The organism is Acinetobacter pragensis (assembly GCF_001605895.1).
GTDB classification, from domain to species: Bacteria; Pseudomonadota; Gammaproteobacteria; order Pseudomonadales; family Moraxellaceae; genus Acinetobacter; species Acinetobacter pragensis.
Genome location: NZ_LUAW01000045.1, coordinates 29,601 through 50,415, shown reverse-complemented (window position 1 = coordinate 50,415; position 20,815 = coordinate 29,601). Strand labels below are relative to the sequence as shown.

The window sequence follows — 20,815 nt, the reverse complement described above, 5'->3', positions numbered from 1 at the left end:
TTTAATCTGTAGGTTTAAAATTAAATCATTCATACAGTATTCAAAAATGGGCAGATGATTTGCCCAAAGCGAGGAAAATATGAGCTTATATGATCAGATCAATGATGAAATTGTCCTGATGGATGCTGGTGAGCAGAAATGGATCGGTACTGAATTGGCTCTTGAGTCCATGATGGCGGTAGAGTTAATGCTTCAGGATCTGCAGGAAGAAAAAGTGATTAAAATTCGCCGCAAAAATCATGAAAAGCATTCAGGCATGAAGCAGATTGACCGTATTTTGGTTGAAAAGCTTTAAATACTGAAGATTAAAAAAAAGCCCCTATTGGGGCTTTAGTTTTATATGCTTCATGTAAAAAGTTAAATGAAGAGTTCGGTCTGAATTTGAATATTAGATGTTAATAATTTGTGTACAGGGCAGTTTTCAGCGACTTTAAGCAGCCGTTTGCGCTGCTCTTCCGTAAAATCACCTTTTAAGATAATTTTACGCACAATATTATTTTGGCCTGGTTCGGGCTCCGCTTCTGGGTTCAGCATTAAACTGACTTCAACATGTTCAAGCTGAATGCCTTTGTTGTCGGCATACATTTGTAACGTGACGGTGGTGCAAGCTCCGAGCGCAGAAAGCAGCAGCTGCATTGGATTTGGCGCCGAATCTTGACCGCCTTTTGCAGCAGGTTCATCGACATGCCACGTGTGGCCTTGAGGGTCTGTGAGTGTGACACGGTAAGGTGTAAGGGTGCTATGGGCGAGTGCGCTATGAATCATAATGGTCTGGAATAATAGGCTGTTTGCTGAATATACAAATACTGAGTGCAATTAGCGATGCAGTCATTGAATTGAAAGTGATGCTTTTTGTTAAAAAGCCCCACGCAGAGGGCTTTAAAATTTAAAAATGGGTTAAGAGTTTTCAGACACGCTAAAGTTTTTTGTGCTGTCTGCATCTTGCTGAATGATCCATTCGCCTGCAACCCGAAATGACGCAGCAGAGGCATAGGTATCTTCCATGAACTGGAAGTAGGTGATTAAGCCATTTTTCACCATGGCTTTAATTGAAAAAGGAGACGTAAAGGTCTGCTGTGCAACGACTGAGGTATAGGTAAACTGTCCAAAAACCGCAACCGTCTCATTTTCAGAAATTAAATCTGTAATTTGGAAATCATCAATATTCCAGTATGTGCCTACATTGGAGAAGGTGTAAATATAGACTTCTCTGCCTTTAGATGTGCCTGCCCAAGGTTCGATTTGTTTCAGTTCCGGGTTGCTGAAATTTAAGGAAACATAATCAGCATCGGCTGCTACCAGTTTTTCTGCGGCGTAGGTGACCAATTCTTTAGAGGTATTCATTAAAAAGGCCAGCACGACATCTTTAGGTGCTTTGCTGTTCAATGCTGTTTCTATGGCTTGCTGTGGAGTTTGCATGACGGTTCCTTCAATGATCATTCTATGTCTAAAAGATCATAATCAAATCAAAGCGGAAAATATGCCGCCAGATTAATACACAGTATCCTGAAATTAAGAAAATTCATGAAAACAATAAAATCAGTTAAACATTTACACAGATGATTTTATTGGATAAAAAAGAAGCATGAATCAGGAGTAAGCGGTGCATATGAGGCAAGAAATTATTATTCAGAAATTAGCGGAAATAAAACACGAACAGTGGTATGAATTATGGCGCGCATATCAAAAATTTTATCAAGCCGATATTCCAGAAATGGTGAGTCAAAATACTTGGGACAAGCTGACCCGTGCGGATGCGCCGCATATTTATGGTTTTGCGGCAATTATGGATCATCAGCCAGTCGGCATAGTGCATGTTATAGAGCATGACAGCTGCTGGACTGTTAAGCCGTATGCCTATTTGCAGGATTTATACACGCATGAGGAATACCGCGGACAGGGTGTTGCCCGGCAATTGATTCAGCATGTATATGATTATGCTGTGCAGCGCAGGCAATGCGATCGGGTCTATTGGCTGACTCAGCAGAACAATGAAAATGCACAAAAGCTGTATGATCAGGTAGCGAAAAAGACAGGATTTATACAGTACCGCATGTAATGCAGCGGTATTTTGAAGATTGGGTTTGAATAAATTGCCTGCCTATATGCATGTGCATTTTTTAAAGCGCACCGAATTAATTTGCCGGGAGATCGTGTTTTAGCAGGTCGTTCTAAAGATGCAACAAAACGTTTTATCTTTAACAATGTTTTTTGTGCAGAATTCTATAGACTTAACAGTATTCAGAAGTGAGATAAAAACATGAACTTTAAAGCATTAACAGTAGGTTTAACTGTTGCATCAGCAGCAACTTTTGCTATGGCTAAACCTGTTGCCTATCAAATTGATCCAACTCATACAGGAACTGTATTCAGCTGGAGTCATTTTGGTTTTTCTACACCATCTGCTAACTTTAGCGACATCCAAGGTGTGATTTCTGTGGATAATGCAAAACCGTCAAATTCTTCAGTGAATGTGACTATTCCATTATCAAGCTTGAATACAAATGTTAAAGCGCTGGATGAACATTTAAAAACTGCAGATTTTTTTGATGCAGCCAAGTATCCGAATATCACTTTCAAAAGTACTAAAGTGCAGGCCATCAGCAAAACTAAATACAAAATCACAGGCAATTTAACTGTGAAAGATGTAACTAAGCCGGTTGTTCTGGATGCGGTACTGAATAAACAAGGCGTGCATCCAATGACAAAAGCGGAGTCTATTGGTTTCAATGCTACAACTTCATTTGACCGTTCTGCATTCGGTGTCGGCGGTTATGTGCCAAATGTAGGTGATAAAATCACTGTAAATATCACTACTGAAGCATCAGTTCCTGCAGCACAGCCCGCTGTAAAATAAGTTCTGATTTCCCCCATTAGAACTGAAAAAGCACCTGAAAAGGTGCTTTTTTATTTGCGCATTACAGTTGTTATTAATCGCGGTTTAAAATCAGCAGGCAGCCGAAACTGATAAAAATACCGCCAGTAATCCCGTCAATTTTTTTACTGAATTTTTGATAATAATGATTAATGGCCGGTGCAGAGAAGACTAAAGCAACGACTGAGAACCACAGAAGGCTTTCTATAAAGACCAGCGCCAATAATGAACTTTGTTCAAAGATGCTGACATCTGTGCTGATGGCAATTGAAAAAACACTGCTGAAATACACCAACGCTTTAGGATTGGCCATATTGGTTAAAAAGCCTTGCAATAAGAGCATTGAGTGAGATTTTTGCGGCTGGATTTCTGAATGGCTATCTGATGCTGGGGCCGTATTCTTGCTGAGGGCGGACTTTAATAGCTGATAGCCCAAATACAGCAGATATAAACCGCCTAAAATCATCAGCACCTGTTGCAGCCAAGCAATTTTTTGGAACAGGAAATGCAGGCCGCTGATCGCGCAAATTGACCAGACCAAAATACTGAGCGAGACGCCTAGTGCAGCGCAAAGCGCATGCGTGCGGGTTTGGCGGATGGCGCTTTGAGTGACGAAGAAGAAATCGGGGCCTGGGCTGACCAAGGCAAAAAAATGAATAATGGCAATACTGATTAAAGGCGTCATTTGCACAGACTATCTTAAAGGATAGGGACGTTATATGACTTTTTTCATGAGAAATAAAGCAAATTTGAGCAAAAAGTACTGCTGATATTTATCAAATGATTCAGAAAACTCCCCCCATTTTATTTGGGAAGATTTCTGAATCGCAATGTTGTCGGTTAAGCGATCATAGCTAAATAAAAATTATGGGCTGAGAAACTTGCGTATCCATTGCGTAAAGACAGCAGATGCTTTTGCTTCAAGATCAGATGAAAATTGCGTATTGTCATGGCGCAAGGCGGGAATATCAATCTTGGCTTTACGCAATTCGCATGTGTGGCCAATGAGCCATTTTTCTAAACTGTCAGCGGCGACTTCAATATGGAACTGCAACGCCAAAATATTGTCACCTTTACAGAAGGCTTGATTTGGATACAGTGCTGAGCTGGCAAGCAATACAGTTTGCGCCGGCAAGTCAAAAGTATCGCCGTGCCAATGCAATACAGGGGTCTCAGCTAAGGCGGCTAAAGGATTATTGTCCAGTGGGTTCAGTGTCAATGCACTCCAGCCAATTTCTTTTGCATGGCCTGCATATACTTTTGCACCGAGTGCATGCGCAATCAGCTGGGCGCCTAAACAGATGCCGACGGTCGGTAAATTCTTTTCCAAGCGTACTTTAAGTAAGTCTATTTCTTTTTGCAGGAATGGGTAATCTTCAGTTTCGTAAACACCAATTGGCCCGCCTAAAATAATGGTCAGTCCTGTATGTTCAAATGCCTTGGTTAAATCATCAATACCCGCTTCAAAGTAGCGGACACGAAAACCCAATTGGTAGAATACGTCTTCTAAAGCGCCAAGATCTTCAAAGGCGAGATGTTGAACAGCATAAATGGTGTCTGGAAATGCAGTACTCATAGCAAATCATTCAAGATGAAGATGCTAAGAAATTTATCCTGAAAAAGCTTAAATATAAAGACTGGATTCAATCAATGAGTAATAAATCATGAAAATGTGACTGCAGCGTTGAAACCAAGGGTTTAAAAAGTGATTGAGTTGACATATTTTTTGTAAAACATGGGTTGAATTGTATTTAATCAGGGATTTTACTGAACGGATAAAAAAATGCTGAATCTCTACGATGAAAATTGATATATATTAATACTGCCTATAAAAAACTAATGAAAAACAGATATTAATCTTATACGGCGCAGGCATAATGAAGAGTTTTTAACATACATAGATTGAGGCATTAAATTTTTTATTGTCTTTATGATTATGTTTTTTATATTAAAAATAATATAGGGGTATAAGTTTTATGGATGTAGAACATACGCGTGATGCAACGCTGCTGCATGCGATACATAAAATTTTACTCAAAGAGTGGGATCCGCTGCAGATTCGGCACATTCCTGCCATGCGTGATGAATATGAAGATTATTTACCGAATATATTTAAAATGATTACGCAGAATTTAAGTGAAACAGAGATCTTTGAATATTTGTGGTGGATCGAGCAAAATGTCATGGAAAAAAAAGGGAAGAAGGAAAATACTTTGCGCGTTGCCAGTTTGCTGAATGATTTGAAAAAACCTTAATAACTGCTAATAAAACTGTTAATAAAAAATCTATATTTCAATGGACAAGGTTCTATTAAAAAAAGCCCTCAAATAAAAGAGCCAATGGCTGTGCATCGGCTCTTTTTGCTTTGTTTATTAGGTTTATGTTAGAACTTTTTCTCTACACTGAATAAAAAGCTGGGAATCGATTCATTAGTGCGTGCCTGATATAAACTGCCGTCACTGATTTGGGTTAAACGTTCTTCATAATCTGTACTGAAGAGATTGCGCGCATTAATCGATGCAGCCCAGTTGTTGTCAAAGCGTTTTGTAATGCTTAAATCAACATTTACGCGCTCGTTGCTGGTGCGGTTATACAATTCACCATTGTACTGCTGGCTGTTCAGCTCACGGGTATATTCTGGCGTATAGCTGACATTTAAGCTGCTGGACAGACGCCAAGGTTGAAAATTATATGACAGGCCAGCGCTTGCAGTATAAGGCGCTACATCACTGGCTAAACGATCTGTGCCATTATCTTCTTCAATTTTCGCCCGCACTGTAGACAGTTGCGCATTCAGCATAAATGAATGGCCTGCCTCTGTTTGCTTCAATGCATAGCGTCCTGCAACTTCAATGCCGTATGTCGTTGCATTGTCCTGATTGAATGGGCGCTCTACAAATCGGCAGCTTGGGTCATTGGCTACCGTACAGACTTGGCCCTCTGCGTCTTCACTGCGGATGGATTTTTCAATGTAGTCATTAATTTCACGGTAATACGCCGTAATATTTACACCGCCAGCAGCGGTGTTATAGCCTAAGGTTGTTTCATAGGCATTGATTTTTTCAGGAACCAGATATGGATTGCCGCCGCGGTCAGGATTATTTAATGAGCCCGCATCGGTATCCGTAGAAACTGAAACGGCAGGCAGCAGCTGGTCGGCTTTGGGGCTTCGGAAGGCCTGACTGATATTGGTTTGCAATGACCAGCGGTCGGTAAAGTCAAAACGGTGCGCTAAGACTGGGCTTAAGTGCTGATCGCTGTAATCCATTAAGCCTGAGCGGTTAATCCATTGCTGACGGGCGCCTAAAGTCAAAGTTTGACGCGGAGTGAACCGCCAGCTGCCTTCAAGATACAAGGCATAGTTCTGTTCATCTAATGTTTCAGAAATATTGCTTTCCAATTCATTTGAACGCAGATCTGTGCCGAATTTAATTTGCTTGGTTTCACCAAATTTCCGGACACCATCGTAAGCTAGGCTGTATTCGTTAATTTGTTCATCGGTATAGCTTTGGCGCTGGCTAGAGCGGGTCAGTTCAGTTTCATTCTGCTGTTCAATACCCAAGCGGATCTTATCTGAATTGCCTTTATCTTTACGTTCATAGAGGGTATTCAGGCGGATGCTGTCGTTTTTATCTTCTTGAATTTGATCCCGCATGCTGCCTTCGCTTTCATTATTGCGGTAGAACAGTTCTGCAACTAATTTTTGCTGGTTATCAATCGCATATTCTGCACGCGGGCTCAGCATTTGCGATGTTCTGTTGGTAATGCGCTTTTGCGACGAAATTTGACCGGATGCGTTCTCTGTCTTGGTAATTGAATTTGAATCATTCCACATTTGGTTGGCGGATAGGCTGTACATCCATGGATCGGTTCTGCCGTCCATTTGCAAAGAAATGTTCTTGCGTTCTTCCTCTTTTTGGCTGGATTTGGCTATGCCATAGCCCCCGCGAACCGTGCCGCTGATACGGGTGCCATCCAGCGGTTCTTTTAAAATGATATTAATCACAGCAGACGATGCCACAGAGGCTTGCGCGACACTGGGCTGCTTCACAATTTCAATGCGCTCAATCATATCCGGTGTGATGCTGTCGACAACAGACATGCCGCCGCGCGGGCCGCCTTGGACAGGTTCACCATTGATTAAGAAAACCGACGCGCCGCCGCCGCGAAAACGCATGCTGCCATTGCCGCCGCGCGGGCCTTGTCCGGGCGATGGCATTTGAAAGCCTGCAGCGCGGCGCAATGCATCATTTACACTCTGATCCCCAAACTTTTCCATTTCATCACGGGTAATCACCGTTTTTGCGACGGCACTGATATCCGGATCTTTTTCTGTTATAGGTGCTTGCTCTACTTGAAATGTCATGGTGGGCAGGGTTTGAGTTGCCGCGGCAGGAATGGCGGCATCAGCTGCATTTGTGCTGCTTTCGGCCCATGCGGATACAGAAAGCGTAAGTACAGCAAGCGTTAAAGCGCTCAGTTTGAATGTAGAGGATATGCTTTTCATTTTTAAACATGCTGAAATGTAATTTTGCGTAAGATTAGTCTAAAAGTGTGGAGAAAATTTGTGGAAAATCAGCCGATGATCAAAAAAATATAAATTTTATTGAGAAAATATATGCAGTCGCTTAAGCGATTTAATTAGCTGATTTCCATGCATAAAATAAGGGAGTGATTGAAGTGGGCGGAATTTTAATATTGCGCTGAAGGTTGAATGAACTGGTTAAAGAAACAATAAAGAGCCTACGCGTACAACGTAGCTTTATGTAAATATATTTGCTGGGTTTAATGAAAACTGAATAGATAGCTGCGTCTAAAAAGGCTGGTTGGATGTTTTGTCGGCATGGTGCAAAGACTGGTATAAATCTAGGGGAAAGATTAAAAGCCCTTCAGCATTAAAAAAGGCTAGACGCTAAAAGAAAAAGATTTCTCATAAAATGTTTTGTGAAAAACTTTATGAAAAATAATGCTTAGGTTAAGATGAACCATCTTTTAGTAGAAACAATTTAAAGACCTATGCAACCTTTTGTTCTATATAACTCAGAGCAGCGTAAAAAAGTAGAATTTGTACCGCGTAAAGAAGGCCATATCGACATGTATGTGTGCGGTATGACGGTATATGACTACTGTCATATAGGCCACGCTCGAGTGATGGTTGCATTTGACTACATTATCCGTTTTCTGCGCAGTCAGGGATGGAATGTGAAGTATGTGCGCAATATTACCGATATTGACGATAAAATTATTAAGCGCGCCAATGAAAATGGCGAAAGCATTGCAGCACTGACGGACCGCTTCATTCATGCGATGAATGAAGACGCAGAAAATCTGGGCTGCCTGCATCCGGATGAAGCGCCGCGCGCAACAGATTACATCGACCAAATGCAGAATATGATCGGTAATTTGGTCAGCAAAGGTACGGCCTATCCGTCATCAAATGGCGATGTATATTTCCAAGTTGAAAAATTTGTCAAGTACGGCCGTTTATCTGGCCGTAAATTAGGAGATATGCAGGCAGGGGCATCTGAACGTGTTGATGTTGAAGTGGAAAAGAAACATCCATTTGATTTTGTGCTGTGGAAACATGCCAAAGAGAACGAACCGTCTTGGGCTTCTCCATGGGGCAATGGCCGTCCGGGCTGGCATATCGAATGTTCAGCAATGTCGACCTGCTGCCTTGGTAACCATTTTGATATTCATGGCGGCGGCTCAGACTTAACTTTTCCGCATCATGAAAACGAAATTGCGCAATCTGAAGCATCAACAGGCGAACAGTATGTGAATTACTGGATGCATGTCGGCTTCATTAATGTTGATGGCGAGAAGATGTCTAAATCATTAGGCAATTTCTTTACCATTCGTGACGTGATGGAAAAATTCCATCCTGAAGTGATTCGCTTCTTTATTGTATCTTCACACTACCGCAGCCCAGTAAACTTCTCTGATGTCGCGCTCAAAGAATCTAAAAACGTGCTTTCACGTTTCTATCATTCATTTAAGGCCTATCAGCGGGCGTATGGCGAAAGAACGGTTGAAACTTTAGATGATGCATTGGTTGAGCGTTTTAATGCGGCCATGCGTGATGACTTTAATACTGCAGAAGCCATTGCTGTGCTGTTTGAAGTGAATAAAGAACTGAACCGCGCGGTGAAAGAAGAGCAGGCGGACCAAGCGGCAGTGTATTATTCTACACTTCGTCATTTGACCAATATTTTAGGCTTGGTTCAGTACAATGTAGAAGACTTCTTGAAATCTGATATCGGCCAAGAAGCTTTAGGCTTAACTGAAGAGCAAATTGAAGATTTGATTCAGCAGCGTAAAGATGCCAAAAAAGCTAAAGAATTTGCCAAAGCCGATGAAATCCGCCAGGCTTTGCTGGATCAAGGTGTGGTGCTGGAAGATACGCGTCAAGGCACAATTTGGCGCCGTGCTGATTAATTAATCAATTGAATGCGTGGAGAGTTGACAGTTTTGTGAAACTCTTTATAATGCATTCCCATATTGCGGGAATAGCTCAGTTGGTAGAGCATAACCTTGCCAAGGTTGGGGTCGGGAGTTCGAGTCTCCTTTCCCGCTCCAGAATTTGAAAAAAACCTTAGTCTTCGGGCTAAGGTTTTTTTTTGCTTCAAATTGTTAAAAACGGCTGTAAGGTATTATAAATTGAACATTTATAAACGTTGCATTTCTAGAGATATGCTAAAATAAGCAAAATTATTCTTCGTGATTGAAGTGCTGCGTATGCAGCTTTAATAAAGGTAAAACGGCTTTGAATCCACCAAACATGCCCAATCAAATTGATTTTCAGAAGGTCGCCTTAGAAACACTCAGCATTGAACGCAATGCTTTAGAAGTGCTGGCTGCCGAAATAGATGAACGTTTTACCAAGGCTTGCGAAATTATCTTGCAATGCAAAGGCCGTGTAGTGGTCACAGGTATGGGAAAGTCAGGTCATATTGGCCGAAAAATGGCTGCTACTTTTGCATCTACAGGCACGCCGTCATTTTTCATGCATCCTGGTGAAGCGGGTCATGGCGACTTGGGCATGCTGGTGAAAGGCGATGTGCTGATTGCGATTTCATATTCAGGCAAAAGTGATGAAATCATGATGCTGATGCCGCTCATCAAGCATGTCGGTGTGCCGCTGATCACCATGTCGGGGCATGATAAAGGGCCAATGCCGCAAAATGCTGATGTGGCTTTAACTTTAGGCGATATTCAGGAAGCTTGCCCATTGGGTTTAGCGCCGACATCAAGCACCACAGCGACTTTAGCTTTGGGTGATGCTCTGGCTGTGGCATTGCTGGAAGCGCGCGGTTTTACTTCAGATGATTTTGCGCGTTCTCATCCTGCCGGAGCTTTAGGCAAGCGCTTGTTGCTGCATGTTAAGCATTTGATGCATACCGCAGAAGCATTGCCAAAAGTTTCTCCAGACACGCCTATGAATAAAGTGCTGTATGAAATTTCGAACAAGCGTCTGGGCTTAACCACCATTGTCGATGCCGACGATAAGCTGCTCGGTATCTTTACTGATGGCGATTTACGCCGTTTGATTGATAAGCAGCAGGGTTTTGATGTCAATTTACCCGTATCAGAAGTCATGATTCAGCATCCATCCACTATTTCTAAAGAAGCGCGTGCTGTCGAAGCGCTCGAACAAATGAATGCTAAAAAGATCAATCAGTTTGTTGTTGTTGACGAAGCCAATAGAGTAATTGGTGTCATCAGCATGCATGACTTAATTCAGGCTGGGGTAAATTAAGAAATGGCATCTTACGTATTATTAGAACAGGCCCGCCATATTCAAGCTTTAGTGCTGGATGTGGACGGAATCCTGAGTGACGGTTTTGTCACGTTGACCAATTCGGGAGATGAAATTAAGTCTTTCGATATCCGTGACGGATTAGGTATGAAACTCGTACAAAAAGCGGGTATTAAAGTCATCATTATTACTGGACGCAAGAGTAATATTGTTGAAAAGCGTATGTCGGATTTGGGTGTGGACTTGGTTTATCAAGGCCGTGAAGACAAAGGTACGGCACTTCGTGAAGCTTGTGCGCAGTTGAATATAGATCCAGAAGATTGCCTGTACATGGGTGATGACTGGCCTGATTTATCCGCATTTGCCATAGCGGGCATGAAAATTACCGTGCCGAATGGCCATGTAGAAGTACGCCGCCGTTCTGACTTAGTCACGCAAGCTTATGGCGGGCGCGGTGCCGTACGTGAAATTTGCGATATGCTGTTGATGGCAAAAGGCGTTTACCAAGAGATGCTTGAAAAATTTGCCAGCGCACCGCATTAATAACCTAATAATTCATTGAATTTGGATTAAAAAACCGCTTATGGATACAAAAGTTTTATACGTTACTGCAATCGCAATTGCGGCTGTAAGCGGCGGTTATTACTATTACAGTGGAAAAGGCAATAAGCTCCAAGCTGATTCTGCACGCAGCATGAATTATTCTGCAAAGAATATCAATCTGACTCAGACTGATGAAAAGGGTAAGCTGTATATTCGTGCACAGGTCGATCGGCTGGAACAGGATTTACAGCAGAAAACCTCTCAGTTGGATAACCTTAGAGCCTCAATGTATAAAGATGGGCGAGTCGATGCTACTTTTTATGCCAAAGTCGCCAATGGATATAATGACAATGAGAAAGTTGTGCTTAGACATCAGGTCGAAGCGACAAAATTAATGCAATCAGGACAAATGGTCTTTCGTACAGAAGAATTGACCGCTTTTCCTAAAACACGTGAAATTGAAACTGATAAGCAGGTGACTGTGGAATCTCCGCAGGCCGATTTTGTCAGTAACGGTCTGAAAGCCAACTTAAATGACGGTCAGTACGAATTTTTTAATATTCGAGGAAAGTATGAACCTTAATCATAAACCACTATTGTCTAAAGCTTTGCTCAAACAGGCAGTGCTGATGGGTTCGCTTGCATTGTGTTCTGCAGGCGCTTTTGCATTGCCGTCAGATCGCAATCAGCCTATTTCTTTGGTGGCTGACCGTGCAACATTTAATGAGAAAACTGGCATTACAACATATACGGGCAATGTCATTATTGAACAAGGCACCATGAAGCTGCAGGCGAATTCAATTGTGGCGAATTTAAACAGCCGCAAAGAAATCAGCACGATCACAGCAACAGGCGGGCCTGCACGATTCCAGCAGAAAGTTGATCCAGCTAAAGGGCTAGCTAAAGGTCAGGCGCAAAAGATTGTCTATAATGCTGAAACAGGCATTATTACAATGTCAGGCAGTGCTGTGCTGGAGCAAGATGGCGCCAGTATTAAGGGTAACACCTTAAAATACAGCATGAACAAGGGTGATATTGTTGCAGAAGGCACACCAAATAGTACGGGTTCATCATCAGGCCGCGTACAAATTGTCATTCCGCCATCAAGCTCGAAGTCATTCCCTGGAGCGCGTGATTAATGGAGAATTCATCGAATCAGCCTCAAACTTTATGCATTAAGCATTTGGCCAAAAATTACAGCAAGCGCTGGGTGGTCAAAGATGTTTCATTCAGCATGCAAAGCGGGCAAATTGTAGGTTTGCTCGGTCCAAACGGGGCAGGAAAAACCACCAGCTTTTATATGGTGGTTGGCCTTGTGCGTATGGATAAAGGTGAAATTCACCTTGATGATTTGGATATGTCCGATTTGGCCATGCATGAGCGTGCGCGCAAAGGCATTGGTTATTTGCCGCAAGAAGCTTCGATTTTTAGGAAGCTGACAATTTCTGAAAATATCATGTCTATTTTGGAAACTCGAAAAGACCTGAATAAACAGCAGCGCCAGCAGCGTTTATCAGAATTATTGGCGGATTTTAAAATTACCCATATTAAAGATTCACTGGGAATGAGCGTGTCTGGCGGTGAACGCCGCCGTGCTGAAATTGCGCGAGCATTGGCCGCAGATCCAAAATTTATGCTGCTGGATGAGCCTTTTGCCGGGGTGGATCCTATTTCTGTGGGTGATATTAAAGACATTATCCGGAACTTAAAAGACCGTGGAATTGGAGTGTTGATCACAGATCATAATGTTCGGGAAACTTTGGCGATTTGTGAACATGCATATATTGTTAGTGAAGGATCTGTAATTGCAGAAGGTTCTCCGCAAGAAATTTTAGAAAATGAAACAGTACGCAAAGTTTACTTAGGCGATGACTTCACTGTCTAGGCGGAACAGCCCTCTCATAATGCAAGATATATAATGGCTGTGAGGGGCTTTAATTTAAAGGCGCTGCTTGCGCTAAAGCGGAAGTGCTCTGTTGCACAAATTGACCTAATAGAATTGGGTAAATGAGTTTTCGCTATACGGTTCAGTCTCTGTGTGTTTTTATTCAGATCTATATTTTATCGCCGCTTAAAACATGGCTGTGGCAGTTGATATTCATACTGGCGGAAAAACAGCCAGAAGCCATTTAAGAATAAAGTGCAATTGCTTATATGTGATCGCTCAGGTGATTCACTCTTAAAGTTTAGCCTCCAAATATCGGAGGCTTTTCTTTGCGATTTTAAAACTTTAAAGCAATAAAACGTTATAATTATATCGATTTTTGACATTTTGAAGCCAAATGCCGTTTACCATTGCCAGTTCTGTCAGTTTTGAAGAAGACATCAAGAAAAGCCGTTTTCAAGCAATTGCGGTTCCTGTAGAGAATGAACAGGCGGTGAAAGACTTTTTGGAACACAGCAAGGATTTGAGCACAACGCATCAGTGCTGGGCATGGAAAATTGGCCACAATGTCCGTTTTAATGATGACGGTGAACCCTCAGGAACAGCGGGGCGGCCTATTCTAGCCACCATTGAAGGAAATGACTTGACCAATGTGCTGGTGCTGGTCAACCGCTGGTATGGCGGCATTAAGCTGGGCACTGGAGGGCTTGCGCGGGCTTATGGCGGAGCGGCCGGTCAGTGCTTGCTGCTGGCTGAAAAGATTGAATTAATTGAGAAAAAGAAAATCAGTTTTAAATGCCAATTTAATGAATGGGCTATTTTTCAGTATGAGCTTAATCTGCATCAGATTGAATATTCAGAAGAATACACAGCAGAAGGCGTGACGGTCATGGCATTGCTGCAAGTGCATCAAATACAGCCTTTGGCGCTTAAACTCCAAGATGTGACACGAGGCAGAGAACAGCTGAAAATAATCGAAGAGCCAGAAAATGACTGAATTGGATCCATTGCTGAAATACCGCGAACAGCATAAGCACCGCTTGAATTACATGCCATGGCTATACTGGAGCTTAAAGCCCAAAAACCGGGGTTGGGCAGAAGAATGGCAGCGAGAATATCAAGAGTATTTGATGGCGATGGAAACCGTTGAAATCGGTAAAAATTGCTTTATTTCTCCATTGGCACATATATTTGCAGAACCAGGGCGAAAAATCAGCATAGGAGACAACACCTTCATTGCTGCTGATTGCACGCTTCATGGGCCACTGGAGATCGGCAATGAAGTGGCCATTAACCATCATTGTATTTTAGATGGCGGGCGTGCAGGCATTAAGCTGCATGATCAGGTGCGGATTGCTGCCTATTGCCATTTGTATGCATTTGATCACGGTATGGATTTAGATCAGCCGATTTACCAGCAGCCAGTGCGTTCCCGCGGCATTGAAATTGGACGGGATGTATGGCTGGGTGCGCATGCTGGGGTGAAAGACGGTATTTTTATTGATGAACATGCTGTAATTGGAATGAACAGTATGGTGACTAAGAATATTGATAAGCGGGCAGTGGTAGGCGGAAATCCAGCCAAATTGATACGCTATCGGGATTAATCAAGCTTTGCTGTAAAAGCACAGATTGTAAATAAAAAATAACAGCATATAAAAATAAAGCATGTAAACGAACTTACATAAAAGCCTGCCAAGATGATAAAAGTTGTGCTAAGTTAAAAATAAGAAACAACTTATAGCCCAGCTATTCAAGAAAGAGAGGCTAATTATGAAACGTGTAATTGCGTGTATTGACTCGTCACCGTGCATTAATGCATTGGCAGAAGCTGCTGTGTGGATTGCAAAAGAAACACAGCGAGAACTGGTATTGCTTCAAGTATTGGACTATTACCCAGCCAGTTATCATTTGGGTGAAATCAGCGGCGTGATCGGTTTTGAAAGCAATGCAATGCTGCTGAAAGAATTAGCCGAATTAGAGCAAAAGCAAAGCGATCTTGCTTTGGATTACAGTAATAATCTGCTCAAGCATATCAGTGAAATGATTCAAGAAAAATACGGTATTACCGCGTCGCATATTCAGGAAAAAGGTGACTTTCTAGAGCAAAGCTTTAATGTGCTGCAGTCGGACGATATTGTGGTCATTGGCCGGGTAGGCGAGCGTTCTGCTGAACGCAATAAGCCAATCGGCAGCAATGTTGAAAACTTTATCCGCGGTGCAAAATGCACAGTCATGACCGTCGGCGCAACATTCAAGCCGCCTACACGTTTTATCTTCGCTTATGAATATTCGCCGACTTGTGTCAGCCTGATGAAACGGGTTGGGCAAAGCGACCTGTTAAAGCTATTGCAATGCCATTTGCTGTATGTGGGGGATCACCCTGAGATACTCAATGAACCTATGCAGTATCTAAAAGATCAGGGCTTGGATGTCGTAACTGAATACCGCTATGGGGATGTTGCTGAAAATATTCTTCTCTATCAGCAAGAGCAGGGCATTCAATTGATTGTGCTGGGTGCGTTCAGCCACAGTAAGATTCATCAATTTTTCTTAGGCAGCATTGCAACAACCATATTCAGGAATTCTGTTGTGCCTTTGCTGGTGGTTAAGTAAGCGTTGCAGGGTGTATAAATAGGCAAAAGAATACGAAATATTATATTACAGAGTTATCCTCATAAATTGTGGATAACTCTGTGGTAAGTATTTATAAGCTTTTGTTTTTATTTAAAAATATTCATATGAATATTTTTTGCTCTATTGCGCTTATTTGACAATCGCAATAGCAAAACCGTCATGGCCTTTGCTGCCGACCGTCTGCAAAGCTGTGCAGGATAGAATGCGCGGGTGGTTTTGCATCGCCTTGAACATATCACGGATACCTTCAATGCTTGGTTTATGATTTTCAGCCTTGATAATATCGCCTGCACGGACCACATTATCTAACACAATAATACTGCCCGAATGAGATAAATTTAAGCTCAGCTCCAAATATTCTGGATAGCTTTGTTTATCTGCATCAATGAATATAAAGTCAAAAGCTTCAGTATCATCAGGCAATGCACGCAATACATCTGCCGCGCGGCCGCATTTCAGATCAATTGTTTGCGGTAATTTGGCATTGTCGATATTTTCCTGAGCTAAAGCAGCGTGAACGTCACGGCCCTCTATCGTTAAAATATAGCCATCTTCCGGCAATGCGCGTGCCAGCCACATTGTGCTGTATGCTGCAAAAGTCCCCAGTTCAAGCACACGTTTGCAGCTGTTCATTTGAATCAGCATCTGCAGCAGCATACCTTGATTCGGCGCGACAGCCAGATGGTCTGGATAGCCGCGTTCTTCGGTATGTTTCAGTGTTTGAATTAAGATTGGATCTTCAGGAATTAAATGTGAATCAATATAAGCATCAATTTCTGTCCACATTTGCTGCATAGTATTCGCGCCTCAGTTTTGATGCATGCATTTTAAACCTTTCATCATGAAGCGCAATTTTTTGCATCATATTTGCAGGATTTATCTGTAAAAAGGGCCTCAAAAGAGGCCCTTAGATGTTAATGTCATGACTTAGTAATTACACATTGAAGAATTTCGGGATAAATCCGGCCCCCATGTACGGAAACCTTGAGTATCAATATGGATTTGACCTGATGCGTATAAGCCTAGCCCCATATTTAAGCTCGGCCCATGCTGTGTCCAGAATTGGCAAAGCCTGAATTTGGTATTTTCAATATAAGCATAGTCTTCCGGTTGCGGGTATTCTGGCCCAATACGGAAATCGATGGCTGAGTTATATAGGTGGCGGGAAGAGCTGGCGCCGCCCGCGCATTGATTCAGCGGTAAATCGCGGTAGACCGACGTCACTTCAAAATCTGTAAGAACTTTTGCGGCAACTAAGTATTTAAATACACGCAAGGTTGGAATCTGATTGGCCCAAAGTTCACGGTTTGGCACCATATATTGTGAACGGCCGCATTTCTGCCAGTCACGGGCTGTACGCATCAGTTCAAAGCTTGGAATAATATTGCCGACATCATTTTTTTCTAAAAATACTTCATATTCACGGACACGGCGTAAATTGTCCGCAGCAGCAACCCAAGAGTTATATGCATAGGGCACAACTTTGGGCGGAACTTGGCGGTCAAAACTGATGCGTTCCTGCGGGATAAAAATACGTTTGCCATCTGGCGTTGTTATTGTTTGACCTTTTTGGGGCGAAGTGCTGCAGCCTGCCAAAAAGACTAGAGGTATTGCTGTTACTGCAAGCAATGCCTTTATTAAATGCTTCATTATAAAAATCAATTATTTACACAATCGCTATATTTTAATCCAAAATGAATGAGAAATTTTGAAAATATTGCAATGAAATGTGTGCTTTCGGTATAAAAAAAGATCAGCATGTACTGATCTTTTTTTATTTCGCAATTTAAAGAATTATTTTTCTAAATATTGCAGTTTATCTGTTTTACCGTTCCATTCTTCACGGTCAGCAGGCTGGTCGCCAATCTGCGTAATGTTAGGCCATTTTTGTGAAAGTTCAGTATTCAGCTCAATGAAAACTTCCTGACCTTCTGGCAGCTCATCTTCAGAGAAGATTGCATTTGCAGGGCATTCCGGTTCGCAAAGCGCGCAGTCGATGCATTCATCAGGGTTAATAACAAGAAAGTTCGGACCTTCATAGAAACAATCTACTGGGCAAACTTCAACGCAGTCTTGATATTTACATTTAATACAGTTTTCAGTGACAACAAAGGTCATGGCGACAGCTACCTAAAAATATGGTTCTAATAACTAATGCTGTATTTTAGGCAAAAACCGAGGCAACTAACAATTCCTTTTATTGATATTTGATATAGATAGGGCTGTTAAATTTGATAAAAAACATCAATATTCATCAAAAATACTTATAAATGAAAAAGACTCTCAATTGAGAGCCTTTTTTACGTTAGTTTAACGCATGCGGAATAGCTGAATTTATGCCTGAACGGGAGCTTAAATCATTAAAGATTATCTTTCAGCATATACAGCTGCTGTAGCGCTTCACGCGGGCTTAAACTGTCGATATCCATTTCTTTCAGCAAATCTAAAGCAGGCGATGTTTTTTCAATCTCGATGATGCGCTCTACGACTTCGGGCACAGTACTTTCTGCAAATAAATCATTTTGCACCGCATGATTCAAATGCAGCTGCTGCTGTTTTTCTAAAATGCGCAGGCGGTTTTGCGCTTCTTTAATGACATTGGCGGGAATGCCTGCCAATTTTGCAACTTGCAGGCCATGGCTTTGGCTGGCTGGGCCATGCTGCACTTTATGCAAAAGAATTAAATTGCCGTTCAGCTCTTTTGCAGTCACATGATAGTTGTCAATGCCCGATTCTTTGCCCAGTTCGGTCAGCTCAAAATAATGCGTGGCGAATAAGCATAAGCACTTTATACGCTTGCTGAGGTCGAGCACGCACGCCCATGCTAAAGACAAGCCGTCATAGGTGCTGGTACCGCGCCCGACTTCATCCATCAGCACCAGTGACTGGCTGGTGGCATGATGCAAGATTTGAGATGTTTCTGTCATTTCGACCATAAAAGTCGATTTGCCTGTCGATAAGTCATCTGCCGATCCAATACGGGTAAAGATACGGTCGATTGGGCCCAGTACTGCTGACTCTGCCGGTACAAAACTGCCGCAGTAAGCCAGCAGGGCAATCAATGCCGTTTGGCGCATGAAGGTCGATTTACCGCCCATATTGGGGCCAGTGATAATCGCCATCCGGCGGTTAAAGTCCAGCAGTGTATCGTTTGGCGTGAAGGCCGTCTTACTCAGCGACTCGACAACTGGATGCCGGCCTGCTTTAATCTTCACACCTGTTTCTGGGCTGAATTCAGGGCGGGCCCAATGATTCAAACGGGCTTGATGGGCAAAGTTAGCCATCATATCAATATGAGCAATGGCGCTGCTCATCATTTGCAGGTTGCCTATATCTTGCCGCAATTCTTCCAGCAGCAGTTCAAACAGCATTTTTTCACGCGCTAAAGCGCGGGACTCACTGGACAGGACTTTATCTTCAAATGATTTTAATTCAGGTGTGATATAGCGCTCTGCATTTTTCAGGGTTTGGCGCCGAATATAGCGTTCAGGCGCTTGATCTGCTTGACCGCGGGTGAGTTCTATATAATAGCCGCTAACCCGGTTATAGCCGATTTTAAGCGTATTGATGCCGGTCGCTTCACGTTCCTGAATTTCTAAATCAATCAGGAATTGGCCTGCATGATCCCGAATTTTACGAAGTTCATCCAGTTCGGCATCAAAACCTTCTGCAATGACATTGCCGTCGCGCAGCAGCACTGGCGGGTGTTCAACAATCGCATTCATCAGGCGTTCATGCAGTCCATGAAAATCACCGAGTTCATGGTTTAAGTCTGCCAGCAGCTTGGATTGCTGCATTTCAATAATCGGCTGTAAGGCATGGCGTAAATATGGAATCTGCGCGCAGGCTTGGCGCAGCTGCACCAGATCGCGCGGGCGGGCGCTGCCCAATGCAACACGGCTGAGTACACGTTCAATATCGCTGATTTCTTTCAGCACTAAACGTACGGGCGCCTCATGATAGCCTTTGAGCAAAGCCTGAGCTGCATCAAGCCGGCCATCCAGAACAGCGGTGTCACGCAATGGCTGCATTAAGGTTCTGCGGAGCAGTCGGCCGCCCATTGCTGTTTGGCAGTCATTCACCAGCTGAAACAGTGAAGTGCCGTGATCAAACAGCGGGTCAACCAGTTCTAAATTGCGGCGCGTAACAGGGTCTAATGCGATAAAGTCAGAACTTTGTTCCAGCTGGATGGTGCGGATATGCGGCAAAGCTGTTTTTTGTGTTTCTTTACCATAGTGAATCAATGCTGCCGCGGCTGCTTTGGCCAAAGGTAAATGGTCAATGCCAAAGCCTGATAATGTTGAGACTGAAAATTGATCACAGAGCGTTTTCTGGGCGTTATTTTGGTTGAAGTCTACATTTGGTCGTTTGGTGATTGGACAGTCTAATTGCTGTTTGATGTGTTCAATGATATTCGGGTCAATAATATCTTCATCAATAATGATTTCGCTGGGCATTAAACGGGACAGTTCAATCGCCAGCTGTTCAATTTTAAACTCTTGCTGCTGAACTTTAAAAAGGCCAGCGCTCAGATCCAGCAGGGCTATGCCAATTGAATTCTGCTGCATGCACAGCGCCACCAAATTTGAAGATTGATGAGCCGTTAAAAGAGCATCATCCGTCAATGTTCCCGGGGTAATAATCCGCACTACACCGCGTTCTACAGGCGCTTTACCTGTCACTTCACCAATTTGCTCACAGATGACAACGGTTTCGCCTTTTTTGACCAAACGGGCCAAGTAACCTTCTGCAGCATGGTAGGGAACGCCCGCCATTGGGATCGGTTCACCGTATGCTTTGCCGCGATGTGTCAATGTAATGCCCAGCAGTTTTGCTGCCTTATGCGCATCTTCAAAAAATAATTCGTAAAAGTCACCCATGCGGTAAAACATCAGCGAATGCGGGTGCTGCATTTTTACCGACATGTATTGCTGCATCATTGGTGTAAGTGAACTTAGATCAATGTTCGATTTTTCTGCAGTCATTTGATAAAAATACCTTTTAAATTAAATAGATTCATTCATATTGATCGTGTGTTTACAGTCTGGCTGACTCGGCAGCCTGCAAGCTCAGGGCTAAAATCAAGTCCTGTATTTTATAAGCTGAAATTGCATTA

The 20,815-nt window shown here is 42.8% G+C and carries 22 protein-coding genes and 1 tRNA gene; 14 read left to right on the top strand and 9 right to left on the bottom strand.

What is annotated here, in order from left to right; genetic code table 11:
* Positions 1-79 precede the first annotated feature (79 nt).
* A complete protein-coding gene (locus AZH43_RS15660) occupies positions 80-295 on the top strand; it encodes a hypothetical protein (RefSeq protein ID WP_067671606.1) in 216 nt (71 codons plus the stop codon).
* A gap of 62 nt (positions 296-357) precedes the next feature.
* Here the strand turns inward: AZH43_RS15660 and AZH43_RS15655 are convergent, their stop codons facing one another.
* Both AZH43_RS15655 and AZH43_RS18955 read right to left on the bottom strand, forming a co-directional pair.
* Positions 358-765, bottom strand: a complete 408-nt coding sequence (locus AZH43_RS15655) for an OsmC family protein (protein WP_067671603.1) — start codon at positions 763-765, stop codon at positions 358-360.
* A 132-nt stretch (positions 766-897) separates the two neighbouring features.
* On the bottom strand, positions 898-1,419 hold the full coding sequence (locus tag AZH43_RS18955) for a nuclear transport factor 2 family protein (protein WP_171254489.1): 522 nt from the start codon (positions 1,417-1,419) through the stop codon (positions 898-900).
* Positions 1,420-1,603: 184 nt separating this feature from the next.
* Between AZH43_RS18955 and AZH43_RS15645 the strand changes: the two genes are divergently transcribed.
* Both AZH43_RS15645 and AZH43_RS15640 read left to right on the top strand, forming a co-directional pair.
* Entirely contained in the window at positions 1,604-2,059 is a 456-nt protein-coding gene (locus tag AZH43_RS15645) for a GNAT family N-acetyltransferase (RefSeq protein WP_067671600.1), read from the top strand.
* A 201-nt stretch (positions 2,060-2,260) separates the two neighbouring features.
* A complete protein-coding gene (locus AZH43_RS15640) occupies positions 2,261-2,857 on the top strand; it encodes a YceI family protein (protein WP_067671597.1) in 597 nt (198 codons plus the stop codon).
* Positions 2,858-2,930: 73 nt separating this feature from the next.
* On the opposite strand, the gene AZH43_RS15635 is transcribed toward AZH43_RS15640, so the two are convergent.
* Together AZH43_RS15635 and AZH43_RS15630 are read right to left on the bottom strand one after the other, a co-directional pair.
* Positions 2,931-3,560 (bottom strand): LysE family transporter, encoded by a 630-nt coding sequence (locus AZH43_RS15635; protein ID WP_067671594.1) that lies wholly within the window; start codon positions 3,558-3,560, stop codon positions 2,931-2,933.
* A gap of 180 nt (positions 3,561-3,740) precedes the next feature.
* Positions 3,741-4,451 carry a glutamine amidotransferase gene (locus AZH43_RS15630; protein WP_067671591.1) on the bottom strand — a complete coding sequence of 237 codons (711 nt, stop codon included), beginning with the start codon at positions 4,449-4,451 and terminating at the stop codon, positions 3,741-3,743.
* A gap of 400 nt (positions 4,452-4,851) precedes the next feature.
* Between AZH43_RS15630 and AZH43_RS15625 the strand changes: the two genes are divergently transcribed.
* Positions 4,852-5,130, top strand: a complete 279-nt coding sequence (locus AZH43_RS15625) for a hypothetical protein (RefSeq protein WP_067671588.1) — start codon at positions 4,852-4,854, stop codon at positions 5,128-5,130.
* Between the two features lie 128 nt (positions 5,131-5,258).
* Here the strand turns inward: AZH43_RS15625 and AZH43_RS15620 are convergent, their stop codons facing one another.
* Complete coding sequence (locus tag AZH43_RS15620; RefSeq protein ID WP_067671585.1) at positions 5,259-7,382, bottom strand: TonB-dependent receptor plug domain-containing protein; 2,124 nt, start codon at positions 7,380-7,382, stop codon at positions 5,259-5,261.
* 509 nt (positions 7,383-7,891) lie between these two features.
* On the opposite strand from AZH43_RS15620, the gene cysS reads away from it, so the two are divergent.
* The 10 genes from cysS (at position 7,892) to AZH43_RS15570 (ending at position 15,678) form a co-directional block, all read left to right on the top strand.
* Entirely contained in the window at positions 7,892-9,313 is a 1,422-nt protein-coding gene (cysS, locus tag AZH43_RS15615) for a cysteine--tRNA ligase (RefSeq protein ID WP_067671582.1), read from the top strand.
* A 65-nt stretch (positions 9,314-9,378) separates the two neighbouring features.
* Positions 9,379-9,454 (top strand) — tRNA-Gly (locus tag AZH43_RS15610).
* Positions 9,455-9,656: 202 nt separating this feature from the next.
* Positions 9,657-10,634 (top strand): KpsF/GutQ family sugar-phosphate isomerase, encoded by a 978-nt coding sequence (locus AZH43_RS15605; protein WP_067671579.1) that lies wholly within the window; start codon positions 9,657-9,659, stop codon positions 10,632-10,634.
* 3 nt (positions 10,635-10,637) lie between these two features.
* On the top strand, positions 10,638-11,177 hold the full coding sequence (locus AZH43_RS15600) for a KdsC family phosphatase (protein WP_067671576.1): 540 nt from the start codon (positions 10,638-10,640) through the stop codon (positions 11,175-11,177).
* A 40-nt stretch (positions 11,178-11,217) separates the two neighbouring features.
* The gene (gene lptC / locus AZH43_RS15595) at positions 11,218-11,760 is read left to right on the top strand and encodes an LPS export ABC transporter periplasmic protein LptC (RefSeq protein WP_067671573.1); all 543 of its coding nucleotides are present in this window, start codon (positions 11,218-11,220) and stop codon (positions 11,758-11,760) included.
* Positions 11,750-12,316 (top strand): lipopolysaccharide transport periplasmic protein LptA, encoded by a 567-nt coding sequence (lptA, locus tag AZH43_RS15590; RefSeq protein ID WP_067671569.1) that lies wholly within the window; start codon positions 11,750-11,752, stop codon positions 12,314-12,316. The genes lptC and lptA overlap by 11 nt, the downstream gene beginning before the upstream one ends.
* A complete protein-coding gene (gene lptB, locus AZH43_RS15585; protein ID WP_067671566.1) occupies positions 12,316-13,062 on the top strand; it encodes an LPS export ABC transporter ATP-binding protein in 747 nt (248 codons plus the stop codon). The genes lptA and lptB overlap by 1 nt, the downstream gene beginning before the upstream one ends.
* Positions 13,063-13,459: 397 nt before the next feature.
* On the top strand, positions 13,460-14,059 hold the full coding sequence (locus AZH43_RS15580) for an IMPACT family protein (protein ID WP_067671563.1): 600 nt from the start codon (positions 13,460-13,462) through the stop codon (positions 14,057-14,059).
* Entirely contained in the window at positions 14,052-14,669 is a 618-nt protein-coding gene (locus AZH43_RS15575) for an acyltransferase (RefSeq protein WP_067671560.1), read from the top strand. The genes AZH43_RS15580 and AZH43_RS15575 overlap by 8 nt, the downstream gene beginning before the upstream one ends.
* A 166-nt stretch (positions 14,670-14,835) precedes the next feature.
* Positions 14,836-15,678, top strand: coding sequence for a universal stress protein (locus AZH43_RS15570; RefSeq protein ID WP_067671557.1), 843 nt, complete (start codon positions 14,836-14,838; stop codon positions 15,676-15,678).
* A gap of 150 nt (positions 15,679-15,828) precedes the next feature.
* Here AZH43_RS15570 and AZH43_RS15565 read toward each other — a convergent pair whose 3' ends face one another.
* From AZH43_RS15565 to mutS, 4 genes are all read right to left on the bottom strand, one after another.
* The gene (locus AZH43_RS15565; protein ID WP_067671554.1) at positions 15,829-16,494 is read right to left on the bottom strand and encodes an O-methyltransferase; all 666 of its coding nucleotides are present in this window, start codon (positions 16,492-16,494) and stop codon (positions 15,829-15,831) included.
* A gap of 132 nt (positions 16,495-16,626) precedes the next feature.
* Complete coding sequence (locus tag AZH43_RS15560) at positions 16,627-17,349, bottom strand: D-Ala-D-Ala carboxypeptidase family metallohydrolase (protein ID WP_067671551.1); 723 nt, start codon at positions 17,347-17,349, stop codon at positions 16,627-16,629.
* A gap of 144 nt (positions 17,350-17,493) precedes the next feature.
* Positions 17,494-17,817 carry a ferredoxin FdxA gene (fdxA, locus tag AZH43_RS15555; RefSeq protein WP_053580096.1) on the bottom strand — a complete coding sequence of 108 codons (324 nt, stop codon included), beginning with the start codon at positions 17,815-17,817 and terminating at the stop codon, positions 17,494-17,496.
* Between the two features lie 242 nt (positions 17,818-18,059).
* Positions 18,060-20,684 (bottom strand): DNA mismatch repair protein MutS, encoded by a 2,625-nt coding sequence (mutS, locus tag AZH43_RS15550; protein WP_067671550.1) that lies wholly within the window; start codon positions 20,682-20,684, stop codon positions 18,060-18,062.
* Positions 20,685-20,815: the final 131 nt, after the last annotated feature.

Coding starts and splice junctions, on each gene's coding strand:
- lptA (WP_067671569.1), top strand. CDS start 11,750: ATGAACCTTAATCATAAACCACTATTGTCTAAAGCTTTGCTCAAACAG.
- lptC (WP_067671573.1), top strand. CDS start 11,218: ATGGATACAAAAGTTTTATACGTTACTGCAATCGCAATTGCGGCTGTA.
- AZH43_RS15605 (WP_067671579.1), top strand. CDS start 9,657: ATGCCCAATCAAATTGATTTTCAGAAGGTCGCCTTAGAAACACTCAGC.
- AZH43_RS15565 (WP_067671554.1), bottom strand. CDS start 16,494: ATGCAGCAAATGTGGACAGAAATTGATGCTTATATTGATTCACATTTA.
- AZH43_RS15580 (WP_067671563.1), top strand. CDS start 13,460: ATGCCGTTTACCATTGCCAGTTCTGTCAGTTTTGAAGAAGACATCAAG.
- AZH43_RS18955 (WP_171254489.1), bottom strand. CDS start 1,419: ATGCAAACTCCACAGCAAGCCATAGAAACAGCATTGAACAGCAAAGCA.
- AZH43_RS15630 (WP_067671591.1), bottom strand. CDS start 4,451: ATGAGTACTGCATTTCCAGACACCATTTATGCTGTTCAACATCTCGCC.
- AZH43_RS15655 (WP_067671603.1), bottom strand. CDS start 765: ATGATTCATAGCGCACTCGCCCATAGCACCCTTACACCTTACCGTGTC.
- fdxA (WP_053580096.1), bottom strand. CDS start 17,817: ATGACCTTTGTTGTCACTGAAAACTGTATTAAATGTAAATATCAAGAC.
- AZH43_RS15570 (WP_067671557.1), top strand. CDS start 14,836: ATGAAACGTGTAATTGCGTGTATTGACTCGTCACCGTGCATTAATGCA.
- AZH43_RS15640 (WP_067671597.1), top strand. CDS start 2,261: ATGAACTTTAAAGCATTAACAGTAGGTTTAACTGTTGCATCAGCAGCA.
- AZH43_RS15660 (WP_067671606.1), top strand. CDS start 80: ATGAGCTTATATGATCAGATCAATGATGAAATTGTCCTGATGGATGCT.
- AZH43_RS15600 (WP_067671576.1), top strand. CDS start 10,638: ATGGCATCTTACGTATTATTAGAACAGGCCCGCCATATTCAAGCTTTA.
- mutS (WP_067671550.1), bottom strand. CDS start 20,684: ATGACTGCAGAAAAATCGAACATTGATCTAAGTTCACTTACACCAATG.
- cysS (WP_067671582.1), top strand. CDS start 7,892: ATGCAACCTTTTGTTCTATATAACTCAGAGCAGCGTAAAAAAGTAGAA.
- lptB (WP_067671566.1), top strand. CDS start 12,316: ATGGAGAATTCATCGAATCAGCCTCAAACTTTATGCATTAAGCATTTG.
- AZH43_RS15560 (WP_067671551.1), bottom strand. CDS start 17,349: ATGAAGCATTTAATAAAGGCATTGCTTGCAGTAACAGCAATACCTCTA.
- AZH43_RS15620 (WP_067671585.1), bottom strand. CDS start 7,382: ATGAAAAGCATATCCTCTACATTCAAACTGAGCGCTTTAACGCTTGCT.
- AZH43_RS15575 (WP_067671560.1), top strand. CDS start 14,052: ATGACTGAATTGGATCCATTGCTGAAATACCGCGAACAGCATAAGCAC.
- AZH43_RS15625 (WP_067671588.1), top strand. CDS start 4,852: ATGGATGTAGAACATACGCGTGATGCAACGCTGCTGCATGCGATACAT.
- AZH43_RS15635 (WP_067671594.1), bottom strand. CDS start 3,560: ATGACGCCTTTAATCAGTATTGCCATTATTCATTTTTTTGCCTTGGTC.